Raw genomic sequence first — 10,544 nt, 5'->3', positions numbered from 1 at the left:
CCAGGAGCACCTCGACCAGCAAGGTATCCAGCGCTTGCGTTCCTGGCGAGCCGTCAGCTGACGCCGTAGCGACCAAGATCCCCGACAGAGTCAAGCTTAGCCATTCAGGCTCAACATCAGCCGTTTGCCGCTCCCATGCCCGCCCGTGTCCGTCCGGGCCGGGCTGCTCCCACAGGTGGGCGTAGGCGTCCAGCCGCGCCGAGGTGCGCGCGTCTCCGGCACGGTGCACTGGTGGCGCAGCACCTGGCCCGGGCACACCCGCGAGGGCTACCCGCCTGTGCTGGTCGTCACCGGCGCCAGGCCGACCGCGAGGCCGAGGCCGAGCGCCGGCGCCAGGAGTGCATGCAGGCCCTGGCCTGCATTGACCGCGGGGAGTTTTCCCCGAGCGGGAGAAGGAGTACGTCAACGAGATCTACCGGGACTGGGTCTACAAGCTCAAGGGCCGCTGCTACCCCTGCCACGCGGCCCACCAGGACAAGCTCTCCGCCAGCAGGCCGAAGAACGCGCCGAGCAGCAGCTCCTGACGGCCCGAGCGGCTAACGCCGAGCTGCGCCCGTGCTGGGTCGTGTCGGGGCTTGATCGACGGTGAGGCGGGCTCGAAGCTGGAGCTGGAGCGGGCCGACGAGGACCGGCTGGCTGCGAGGACAAGCGCGAGTGGAAGGGCCTCGGGCCGCTGATCCTGCCGAAGCCGACCAAGCGCGATCTGGTGGCTGCGCTGGTGTCGGTGCCGTCCGATCCGTGGTGGGAGGTCCGCCTCCTCCACGAGAAGCTCTGCCCGGCGTGGAAGCGTTCGACCTGACCTGGAGGGGTGTCACCGTTGCTTGCTCGATGCCGGTGGCGGCCGGGCGCCGGTGTGTGGTGCCCGGCCACCAAGGTGCGGGGGTCGGTCAGGGGTTGTGCGACATGGTGATCGGGAACTGCAGGAGCTGCGCGACGACCTGGTCGGGCGTGCCGGGCGGGGCGAACTCCACGGGTTCCTGGAGCTGGTAGACGGTGCCCTGCGGCGGGAAGACGGTGAGGTTGCTGTTCAGGGTGGTCATGGTCTTGGTGTTGGTCAGGACCAGCGGACCGTCGCCACCCGGGGGGTTCTCGATGGTGAGGGTGAAGTCGTGGAACAGGGTGTTCTTGAACTTCGGGGGCATGTTGCCGATGACTTCGAGCAGGCTGAGCGGGGTGGTGTCGACGTCGGCCTGCGAGAGCGTCACGCGGCCGAGCGTCGGGTGGTCGGCGTTGTACTCCTCGCCGATGATCCTCATCCTCACGCCGCCGAGTCCGCTGGCGATGTTGGCCTCGATCCGGAGCCTGATGCCGCCCCTGAAGTCCAGGGTGACCAGACCGAGCGCGTCGAGTTTCAGCGGTACGTTGACCGAGTAGCCGGAGCAGGGAATCTCCAGGCCGATTGGGGGGAGCAAGCCCCCAAGGGACACCATCAGAGCGCCTCCATGTCATGGGCAGCCCGCGCGAGGTGAGGTGGACATGCCGTTCCTAACTGGTGTGCCGCACGCTACTGATCAGACGGCAGCCAGGCTGGGCTTTCCCTGTCGGGCGGCACGTAATGATGAACCCCTGCTTCCTGTGGCGTGTCTGAGTTGCGGAAGGGCGGCGAAGGACGCCGCCCAGACGGCTAGTACTGCAACCGCATCTGGGGGTTGTGGCCTCGGCGTTTGTAGTGGGATCGGCGGGCTCGGGCCCGGCTGCGTCGTCGGAAGCGTGACCAGCGAAGATGGTGCTCGTTGGTCTGGTTACGGGGCTTGACGAGGTGGCCCATGAGCCGGCGGATCTCCGGGACGCTCAGGGGTATGATCTCGTGCTCGTCGTCGCTGGTGCCCTTTTTGCGGCTTCCTGGGCCCGGATGGCGGTCAGGTAGGCCAGGGCGGCCATGGCCAGGGTGATGTGCCGGTACCAGGCCCGGTAGAGGCGGACCTGGTAGTGGTCCAGGCCGCACTCGTTCTTCGCGACCTGGAACGATTCCTCGATGGCCCATCGCGCGGCGGCTACCTTGGCCAGGTCTTTCAGGCGAGTGCTGACGGGGCCGTAGCAGACGTAGTAGGCGATCTCGGTGGGGTCCCTGAGCGACCTGCGGGCGAGGACCCAGTGGCCGAAGCCGTTCTCCCACACCGGGCGGATCGCGACGCGGGCCCAGTCGTAGATCCGCTCGCCATGAGCGCCCTGGCCACCGGAGATGCGCTTCCAGGCCTGCCGGGGCAGTGAGGCGATCAGCTCGTCCACCCGGACCTCGGTCCATTTCACGGTGATCACGGTGTCGTTGACCTTGGTGGCGAGTACGTGGGCGATGCGGCGTTCCTCCAGCCAGAACCTGAGGTGCTTGATCTGGCCGTACGCCTCGTCCGCGGTGACCCACGCGAACGGGATCCCGGCGTCGATCGCGCGCTGCAGCATCCACTTGAGGTGCTCGTTCTTCGTCGCGAACGGGACTTCGTCCCCGATGCCGGCGGCCCGACAGCGATCGCGGTCGTCGGTCCAGGACACCGGCAGGTACAGCTCCCGGTCGATCAACGCCCGGCCCTTGGAGGAGGCGTAGGCCAGGAAGGTGCCGATCTGGCAGTTCTCGGTGCGGCCGGCGGTGCCGGTGTACTGGCGTTGCACGCCGGCCGAGCGGGTGCCTTTCTTCAGGAAGCCGGTGTCGTCGCCGATCAGGATGCCATCCTTGGCACCGATGGTCTCCACAACGAAGTCGCGCACGTCGTCACGGACCGCGTCCTCATCCCACTCGGAGAGATTCAGCAGGCGCTGGACCCCGTCCGGACGGAGCTGCCCGACCTGCTCGGCCAGCGTCCAGCCGTTCTTCCGCTCCAACGGAGCGAGTAGCCCGGCCAGGTAGTCCAGCGCCCGTTCCCGTGGCTCCGACCTGCCGAAACGGTGGGCGAACCGGGCATGGAACCCGGCTATCCCCTCGGCCCACGACTCGACCTGCTCGACCATCAGCTCATCAGCACACAGACACACCAACGAGCCCAACACCACATCCGTCACGCAGATGCGGTTGCAGTACTAGGCGGCGGGCTGCGGTGGCAGCGGAGCGCGGGGAGGAGCGGCGGCCTGCCCGAGCACCGGCGGACCGGCCCGGGTTGTCTGGACCTGTGGTCGGGGGTCCGAGGCGCGCTGTCGGTGATGAACGACATTTGGGTTGCAGTGTCTGGGCGTCACTTGTTTTCGGTGGTTGGTTCCGGGTTAGTGCTGGTCAGGGCTTTGCCCGCTGAAGAGTGGTGTCGTCTTCGTACCGAAGAGAGGCGTCGTAGATCGGTGAAGCCCTGGGGACACCCGCTATGACGGTGCGTCGGGTGGGCTGAACGGTGGTGTCCTCGTGCCGTGTCCACCCACTAGGGCATCAGGCGGCGTGAGCGGCAAGCCCGGCCGCCTGGTCCGGCGCGCTCAGGTCTCGCGTGTCTTCGCGTGATGGCGTGAGGCTTTCGCGCGGTTGCCGCAGGTTGCCATCGAGTGCCAGCGGCGGGTGCCGTTGCGTGAGGTGTCGAAGAAGTGCAGGATGCACGCCTCGTTCGCGCATTTGCGGATCCTGTCGGGGGCGGTGCGCAGGAGGTCGAGGTAGTCGCGTGCCGCAGTCCAGGCGGCGCCCCAGGACGGATCCTCGAATTCTGTCTCTTCGCCGGGGCCCTCGACGGTCAGGGTGGCGCGGATTCGGCCGTGGTCGAGTACGGCGTTGACTCGCTCGGTGCCGGTCGCGGTGCCCGGGCTTTCCACGGCCGTAGCGAGGGCCTCGCGGGTGAGCAGCAGATGCTCCCGTGTTTCGGCGTCGGGGGAGAAGCGGCGGTCGAGACCGTTGCCGGCCAGCCAGATGCGCAGCCCTTCAGGGCCGGCGAGCAGGTCGTGGTGCACGCCGTCGTGAATCCAGCGGGTGTTCAGTAGGTCCAACGAGACGGGTTCTCCGGTCAGAGGGCGAGGATCGGTGACGGGCATCTCTGGCTCCTGCTCCTGCCCGGATCTCCTCCGGGCTAACCGTTCAAGAGTACGTGAGCGGTTGACCTTGCGGCATGTAACCACTAACATCCATAACAGTGGTTAGATCGGCGGGGTTGCTGACGACCCGACCTGCGTGGGAGGCCCATTCGCCTCCCGTGCCACTTCCCTCACACTCTCCGGAGGTCTGCATCATGACCGCCATCGTTCTCGTCCACGGCCTGTGGGCCGACGGCTCCGCCTGGAGCGAGACCATCACCGCACTGCACGCACTGGGCCACGAGCCGGTCGCCGTCCAGCTCCCCCTGGAGTCACTGGAGGGCGACGTCGCGGCCGTACGCCGGGCCCTGTCCACCGTCGACGGACCGGTGCTGCTGGTCGGCTGGTCCTACGGCGGCGCGGTGATCACCAATGCGGCCGTCGGCTAGGAACAGGTCAAGGCTCTGTCCTACATCGCCGCCTTCGCCCCCGACCAGGGCGAGTCCGTCAGTGACATCGCGCACCGCCATCCGGGCAGCCTGATCGGCGAACACTTCAAGGTCACCGAAGACGGGCACTCGTACCTTGACCGGCCCGCCTACGGGACGGTCGTGGCCGCCGACGCCCCCGCCGAACGCACCGCGCTCGCCGCGGCCGTACAGAAGTTCCCGCGCCTGGGCATCGACGCGGCCCCCTCGGGCGCGCCGGCGTGGCGCGAGGTGCCCGCCCACTACCTGATCGCCACCCAGGACCGCGCGCTGCCCACGGTCACCCAGCACGAGATGGCCGGCCGCATCGGCGCCCAGACCACCGAATGGGACACGGGCCACGGCCCCATGTACTCCCGCCCCGGCGACCTGGCCACCTACCTGGACACCATCACCAAGGGCCTGTGACATGCCCTGGGACGGAACGAGCGTGCGGGCTCGAAGCTGGAGCTGACGGCCCGGGCCGACCCGGGACCGGCTGGAGTGCCCGGCCTGCGAGGACAAGCGCGAGCGGAAGGACCTCGGGCTGCTGATCCTGCCGAACCTGACGACTAGTACTGCAACGGTGCTTACCGTGACGAGGCTTCAGCTTTTGGGCTGTGGCCTCGTCTCTTGTAGTGGCCGGCGCCACCCTCTACGACCGCACCGTGCACCTGACCGGCTCTCCCTCCGAGCTGCGCACGAGAACTGACCTGACCTGTCGGACCGTCAGTACGGCGGCCGCCTTGTATTCGCAGCGCTCCCAGCCGCCGCACTGACCCGGGCGCCAGGCCGCCCGGGTCAAGAAGGCCCGCCAGGCCCACCGCGAGCTGATGCGGACCCTCGCCTGCGTCGACTGCGGCGACGTCCCCGAAGAGGAGAGCCCCTGGGTGCACGGCAGTCGACAGCGGACCCGCCGCCCCGGCGGCCGTTGCTGGACCCGTCAGGGCACCGCCGGCCGTCCCCGGCGCCTGACGCACCGACAAGACCTCAACCAGTGGCCGACGAGTCCGTCCCGGTGCGAGGCGATACAGCGCCGGCGGCACCGGGAGCGGTCCGATCGAGCCCGACCGCACTGACACCGGTGATCCACACCGCGGCGAGCAACCGCCACAGCGGCTCCGCGCGGGTCACCGCCGGCACCGGTATCGAGACCAGGGAGAGCAGCAGCAGGGGGCCGACGGCGACACCGAAGAGGACCAGCCACCGTGGCCCGCGCCCTTGGGCGAGCGCGCGTCGCGAGACGTACCACAGCAGCCCGGCGAGCCCGGTCAGGTGGATCGGGCCGCCCACCGCGAGCGTGAGCCGGGCCAGGACGAGAAGGGTGCCGTCACCCGCACGGGCCGCGACCGCCGCCAGGGCCAGCGCCAGCACGCTCGAAACCGCGAAGGCCCCGGCGGCGAGCCACATCGCAAACCTCGCCCGGCGATCGGCACCCACTGCGGCGGATACCCCGAGGCCGAACCGGAGCAGTCCTGCGGCGGCGACCAGCTGGAGAAGCGAGGACACCGCAACCGCCGTACCGCTGTGGTCGTAGTAGCCCCTCAACTGGCCCGCTGTGGCGGTGGGCAGGAAAACGGAGCCCCTGGCCAGCACCGCCCCGAAGACCAGGCTGGCGATGAAGCCGACCACGAAGATCGGTCCGCCGAGTCGCCACCCCCGGCGTAGATTTCTGCTGTCCATGTCCCCCTCATTCCGAGTCCGACCACACAGGAGCGGCCGCGTCGACGGAGGTCGCACCACCTGCCGTCGCGGCTCTGCCCAGCAAACCCGGAACTGCCGTGGGGCGGCGTCGTACCGATGGAGGCGGTTCCGCTACTCCCCGGGGAGTAGCTCCGGGGGAGAACGCGTGGCTGAGATCGGTGCCGTGCCGCGAGTACAACCGCGGAGCGGGGCCGGCCGCCAGCAGGCCGCACTCGACGCGGGGCCCGGTCCGGTCCCTCCGCAGGGAGGTCGGCGGCGCCTTGGCCCCGGTGGTCTCGCCGCCCGGCCCACCGCCTGACGACACGCCGCAGCGGGTCCGGCAAGCCGTCGGGCCCGCGCTCACGTCCGTGGCCGGAGACCGCCCTGCTGCGTGGCGCCGTTCTCGGCGAGCCGGCTTCAGGCGAAGTCCCAGTCCGGGCGGCCGCAGGACCGCCGGACGAAGTCCCGCAGTTCGTTGCTCGTCCCCGCCGAGCAGTCCCCTTCGATCCGCTGCCACCGCGTGGCCTCGTCGGCAGCGCGGTCGGTCAGCGCGTGGACCATCAGCGCAATCTTGAAGTAGCGAAGGAACGCCTCGCCGACCACACTCAACCGGCTGCCCGGCCAGACGCAGCGAAGCGGGGTCGGCACCGCCGGATCGGATGAGGGCCGGCGGGCCTGTCCGTCGTCCTCTCACGGCTACGTAGGTCTGCCCGCTGTATCGGGTATGGCCCCGGGACGCGCCCGCTGGGGCACCGGGGCGGCCTGCCTTGTCGCCCCGGTGAATCAGAGCCAGCCTCTGTGGGCGGCTTTGATCCCGGCTTCGAAGCGGCTGGCGGCACCCAGACGTTCCATGATCGAGGCCATGTGGCGGCCGACGGTGCGTGAGGAGATGCCGAGGCGCTGGCCTGCCACGTCGTCGGTGATGCCGGAGCTGAGCAGGCGCAGGAGTTCGCGTTCGGTTGCGGTGAGGTTGGTCCGGGGGTCCTCGGGGCGGGTGGCTCCGAGGGGAACGGCCGTGTTCCACGCTTGCTCGAAGAAGTCGAGAAGGGCGGCGAGGATGCCGGGTTCGGTGACGTGTAGGGCGCCCTTGCGGTTGTCGGCGGGGTCGATGGGCACAAGGCCCTGGGTGCGGTCGACGATCACCATGCGCTGGGGGATCGCCGGGGCGGTGCGGATTTCACTGCCCTGGCTGAGTAGCCAGTGGGCGTAGGTGGTGACGTGGGGCTGGTTGCGGGCGGAGTCCTGGTAGAGGGTGCGCATGGTGATGCCGCGGCCGAGGGCCTCGGCGTCGGCGGGGCGGCTGGCGGTGAGGTCTTCGGGGCGCTGGTTGCCGGGCTGGCTGCTGAGGACCTCGGTGGTGGCGGAGCGGCCCATCTGTTCGAGGCGGCTGTGTATGGCATCCATGCCGAGGAGGCGTTCGCCGTGAGCTGTGCGATGCTCGGCGCGTTCGGCGACCATGCGGGTGACGGCGGCTCGTGAGGCGGCGAGCTGGGCCTGGCGGGCGGCGAGTTCGGCGTCCTGACCGGCGAGGATGTCGGCGAGGCCGATTTCGGGGCTCACGGCGCGCATCTGGCCGGGTCGCTCGGCGGAGGCTCGTATGAGTGTGAGCCGGCTCAGCTCGTCGAGGTGGTCGTGCACCTGGACGGGGGGCAGGGCACAGTGGGTGGCGATCTCCTCCAGGCTGTAGCCGGGATGGTCGAGCATCGCCTGATAGACCGCCGCGGCACCGGCAGTCAGGCCCAGTACTTCCAACATCGAACCCCCAGGTCATTGGCCCTGTCACGCGTCAACGCGTCACGTTTGCATCCAAACAACACACGGCCGCCTGATTCAAGATCCATTCATACCGCTTGTGTCGCCTTGAGTCCTTTGTGCAGGGATTGAGTCCCGCATCACTTCGCGGAAGTGCTCGGGCGCACTCTTGGTGCGATCGATATGTCATGATCATGACTTGATGTCGGGATTCGGACTGGCCGGTAGGCGACAGCCTCAAGATCTTCCGATGGCGTTGACGAGTGGCGAAGCTGTTCATCGCCGCCAGGGAAACGCCCCGAGGCGGCAGCCGAACTGAGCGTCAACCGCGGGGCGCTCGAACGGTGCAGGACCAACCATCCCACTATCAGCCAAGGACTCCCGTCGTGATCCACACCCGTATCGCCAAGGCCGCCGCGGTCGCCACCGTCTGCCTCACCGCGATCATCCTCGCGCCCTCCGCTGCCATGGCCGCGACCACGGCGGCGCCCGCCCCAGCCGCGGTCGCCGAGAGCCTCGGCTGGGGCGGATGAGCCTCGGATGGAGATCATCTACGCCAGCCTGGAATTCAGGCGGCCCGGCGAAGCCGCGAACGAGAGCGATGTCGCCGCGGCCGTGGACGCCCTGTGGGTCAGCGCCCTGCCCAGCGACGGACTCCAGCACGTCAGTGCGCGCCCCGAGCCCGGCCGGATCGACGTCCTGTTCTACCTCCTGAGCCAGGACGCCCCTGATACGACCGGCGCCCTGTCCCGCGCCCGCGCCCTGATCGCCCGAAGCCATCGGACCTCACCCCGGCTCCACCGGCTCTACCTGCCCCCGGAGCCGCTCGCGGAGAGCACGGAACCCGCCGCACGCCCCACCGCGTAACCCGCTAGACCGACGAGGTTCGCACGTTACCCGTGGCCTGCCGGCCCACACCTGCGCGTTCGCGCGCCGTCCGGACCGCCTCGCAGTGGCCATCCGACGATCCATCATCATCTTTCTGCTTTAGGAGAGCCCGGCCGTGGCCACCAAGAAGTCGACCCTTGTCCGTGCCGCCGTCGCGCTGTGCGCCGTCACCGCCGGCGGTCTTGCCTGGGCCGGCCTCGACACCGGCGCCCAGGCCTCGGCCGTGGTGCCCGTCGCCACGCCGGCTCCGGCGGCCTCGTCTCCGTCCTTCACCCCGTCCGCCCTGGCTACGGCGCCGACGACCGCGCCGTCCGGACAGGCCGCCCCGGCATCGGAGAGCACCTCCGCCCAGCCGGCAGCCACCGGCACGCCGACGATGCCGCCCCGGCCGACAGGTGACACGTCGAACACGGCCGCTCCCCAGCAGGCACCCGGTGCACCGGTGGCCGAATCCAGCGACGCCCGGACCGCATCCGCCCCCCTGCCTCCCGCGCAACTGCCCGACAACGCGGCCGCCGCTTGGAAGCCGATCGCCCAGCCGCACACCCAGGCCGCCACCCACGACGTCCGTCTCAACGAGTGCGTGGCCGTCAAGGGCGCCGCGACCTGGCAGCAGCAGGGCTACGTCAGCAGCTTCAAGACGCCGGCCATTCAGGACACCTTCGCCTTCGCCGACGCCGCGAGCTCCCAGCAGGCCTATGCCGACCTCCTCAGCGCGATGAACACCTGCCAGGAGAAGTCCCGTGCCCTGCAGAGCGCCGCGAAGCTGCCGCAGGACGCCCAGGTAAGCACGACGGATACGACCGCCGAGGGCACCGCCTACGTGCGGCAGTGGACCGCCGTCGCTGGGATGTCCGCGCCCGGCCCCCAGACCGGCCACATCTACCTCGTCCACCACAACAACACCGTGACAGCCCTGCAGTTCGCGATCCCCGCAGGAACCCCCGGAGCCGGCGCCCTGACGGCGGCCGACGACCGGACCACCCTGACCAACCTCACCGCCCACCTGAGCACCACGCCGGCGGCGGCCGAGCAGCGCCCCTAGTGCCGCTCACCACTCGACTTCACCCCAGTCCGACGCCAAGAGGAAGCACACCCATGTCTCGCATATCCCGCGTTGCCGCTCGCTCGCTCGCAACCCTCGTCGCCGCCGGTATCGGTGCCACCATGTTCACCGCAACCGCAACCGCAACCGCAACCGCACCGGCGCAGGCGGCCTCGACCGCGGGCGGCACCATCACCCGCAGCGAGGTGCTGGCCCGGGCCCAGAGCTGGGTCGACGAGGGTGTCCCCTACAACAAGGGGGGCTGCAAGACCGACGCCAACGGCACCTACCGCGAGGACTGCTCCGGCTACGTCTCCATGGCCTGGCACCTGACGAGCAGCCTGACCACTCAGAGCCTGCCCAGCGTCTCCACCTCGTTCAGCGACTTCTCGCAGCTCAAGCCGGGCGACGCCCTCGACTACACCGCCGAGCACACCTTCCTGTTCGCCAACTGGACCAACAAGGCCAACGGAGACTTCACCTACTACGCCGAGAGCAACGCCCACAACCCCACCCGCGGCCCGACCTCGGCCAACATCAACAGCAGCAGCCTGGAAGGCTGGCCCACCAGCTTCTACACCGGCCTGCGTTACAAGAACATCGTCGACGACAAGAAGCCGAGCTCGATCGGCGCGTACGACCCGGGCACTGGCACCTTCTACGAGGGCAACCAGGCGGGCGCGACGCTGGGTTCGGCGAAGTTCGGCAACCCGGAGTGGAAGCCGCTGGCCGGCGACTGGAACGGCACCGGCACCAGCAAGGTCGGCGCCTACGACCCGAGCACCGCCACGTTC

The 10,544-nt window shown here is 69.5% G+C and carries 9 protein-coding genes and 2 pseudogenes; 5 read left to right on the top strand and 6 right to left on the bottom strand.

The genetic code is table 11. The annotated features are described in order from the left end of the window. Window positions 1-887 precede the first annotated feature (887 nt). From ACIOJE_RS39260 to ACIOJE_RS39250, 3 genes are all read right to left on the bottom strand, one after another. Window positions 888-1,412, bottom strand: coding sequence for a hypothetical protein (locus ACIOJE_RS39260; RefSeq protein ID WP_400783181.1), 525 nt, complete (start codon window positions 1,410-1,412; stop codon window positions 888-890). A 379-nt stretch (window positions 1,413-1,791) separates the two neighbouring features. Next, window positions 1,792-2,943, bottom strand: coding sequence for an IS701 family transposase (locus ACIOJE_RS39255; protein WP_400783178.1), 1,152 nt, complete (start codon window positions 2,941-2,943; stop codon window positions 1,792-1,794). Between the two features lie 450 nt (window positions 2,944-3,393). Further along, complete coding sequence (locus ACIOJE_RS39250; protein ID WP_400783176.1) at window positions 3,394-3,936, bottom strand: CGNR zinc finger domain-containing protein; 543 nt, start codon at window positions 3,934-3,936, stop codon at window positions 3,394-3,396. 194 nt (window positions 3,937-4,130) lie between these two features. On the opposite strand from ACIOJE_RS39250, the pseudogene ACIOJE_RS39245 reads away from it, so the two are divergent. Further along, window positions 4,131-4,811, top strand: a pseudogene (locus tag ACIOJE_RS39245) (alpha/beta fold hydrolase). A gap of 561 nt (window positions 4,812-5,372) precedes the next feature. Here ACIOJE_RS39245 and ACIOJE_RS39240 read toward each other — a convergent pair. From ACIOJE_RS39240 to ACIOJE_RS39230, 3 genes are all read right to left on the bottom strand, one after another. After that, window positions 5,373-6,065 (bottom strand): hypothetical protein, encoded by a 693-nt coding sequence (locus tag ACIOJE_RS39240; protein WP_280685147.1) that lies wholly within the window; start codon window positions 6,063-6,065, stop codon window positions 5,373-5,375. A gap of 417 nt (window positions 6,066-6,482) precedes the next feature. Further along, window positions 6,483-6,713 (bottom strand): hypothetical protein, encoded by a 231-nt coding sequence (locus ACIOJE_RS39235; RefSeq protein ID WP_280685146.1) that lies wholly within the window; start codon window positions 6,711-6,713, stop codon window positions 6,483-6,485. 135 nt (window positions 6,714-6,848) lie between these two features. Then, window positions 6,849-7,820 carry a LuxR C-terminal-related transcriptional regulator gene (locus ACIOJE_RS39230; RefSeq protein ID WP_400783172.1) on the bottom strand — a complete coding sequence of 324 codons (972 nt, stop codon included), beginning with the start codon at window positions 7,818-7,820 and terminating at the stop codon, window positions 6,849-6,851. Window positions 7,821-8,203: 383 nt separating this feature from the next. Between ACIOJE_RS39230 and ACIOJE_RS39225 the strand changes: the two genes are divergently transcribed. The 4 genes and pseudogenes from ACIOJE_RS39225 to ACIOJE_RS39210 form a co-directional block, all read left to right on the top strand. Next, window positions 8,204-8,350 (top strand): hypothetical protein, encoded by a 147-nt coding sequence (locus ACIOJE_RS39225; RefSeq protein ID WP_400783169.1) that lies wholly within the window; start codon window positions 8,204-8,206, stop codon window positions 8,348-8,350. 7 nt (window positions 8,351-8,357) lie between these two features. After that, window positions 8,358-8,684, top strand: coding sequence for a hypothetical protein (locus ACIOJE_RS39220; protein ID WP_400783166.1), 327 nt, complete (start codon window positions 8,358-8,360; stop codon window positions 8,682-8,684). A 136-nt stretch (window positions 8,685-8,820) separates the two neighbouring features. Then, window positions 8,821-9,750, top strand: a complete 930-nt coding sequence (locus ACIOJE_RS39215; protein WP_400783163.1) for a hypothetical protein — start codon at window positions 8,821-8,823, stop codon at window positions 9,748-9,750. A 53-nt stretch (window positions 9,751-9,803) separates the two neighbouring features. Further along, a pseudogene (locus ACIOJE_RS39210) lies at window positions 9,804-10,544 on the top strand (VCBS repeat-containing protein); the annotation flags it as partial.

Source organism: Kitasatospora sp. NPDC087861 (assembly GCF_044742585.1).
Lineage (GTDB): Bacteria > Actinomycetota > Actinomycetes > Streptomycetales > Streptomycetaceae > Kitasatospora.
Note: the sequence above shows the minus strand (reverse complement) of the source record. Positions and strands in the feature narration are given on the sequence as shown.

What these genes read in the sequence shown, in the direction of transcription:
- ACIOJE_RS39255 (WP_400783178.1), bottom strand. Translation starts at nt 2,943, where the DNA reads ATGGTCGAGCAGGTCGAGTCGTGGGCCGAGGGGATAGCCGGGTTCCAT.
- ACIOJE_RS39250 (WP_400783176.1), bottom strand. Translation starts at nt 3,936, where the DNA reads ATGCCCGTCACCGATCCTCGCCCTCTGACCGGAGAACCCGTCTCGTTG.
- ACIOJE_RS39240 (WP_280685147.1), bottom strand. Translation starts at nt 6,065, where the DNA reads ATGGACAGCAGAAATCTACGCCGGGGGTGGCGACTCGGCGGACCGATC.
- ACIOJE_RS39230 (WP_400783172.1), bottom strand. Translation starts at nt 7,820, where the DNA reads ATGTTGGAAGTACTGGGCCTGACTGCCGGTGCCGCGGCGGTCTATCAG.
- ACIOJE_RS39220 (WP_400783166.1), top strand. Translation starts at nt 8,358, where the DNA reads ATGGAGATCATCTACGCCAGCCTGGAATTCAGGCGGCCCGGCGAAGCC.